Source organism: Gilvimarinus sp. 1_MG-2023 (assembly GCF_030548285.1).
The window spans coordinates 1-296 of sequence record NZ_JAUOSC010000740.1 but is presented as its reverse complement, the minus strand read 5'-3'; the positions used below and the strand labels follow the sequence as shown (position 1 = coordinate 296).

Annotated in this window: 1 pseudogene; it reads right to left on the bottom strand. The window is 53.7% G+C overall.

What is annotated here, in order from left to right:
* Window positions 1-296, bottom strand: a pseudogene (locus tag Q4563_RS18835) (malate dehydrogenase); the annotation flags it as partial.

Genomic DNA, 296 nt, shown 5'->3' with positions numbered 1-296 from the left:
GATAAAGGCTTGTGGGCTTTCGCTTTCCACTTCCAGATCGATAGAGTCAACGCCCGCAAAACGTTTGAATAGCAAAGATTTGCCTTCCATGACGGGTTTGGATGCCAGTGGCCCCAGATTTCCCAGCCCCAGAATGGCGGTACCGTCAGTAATCACGGCAACCAGATTCCCTTTGCCGGTATATTTGTAGGCATTTTCAGGGTCGGCAGCAATTTCCTTGACCGGCTCAGCCACACCTGGGCTGTACGCCAGCGACAAATCGCGTGAGGTGGCGGCAGGTTTGGTCAGTTCGACAC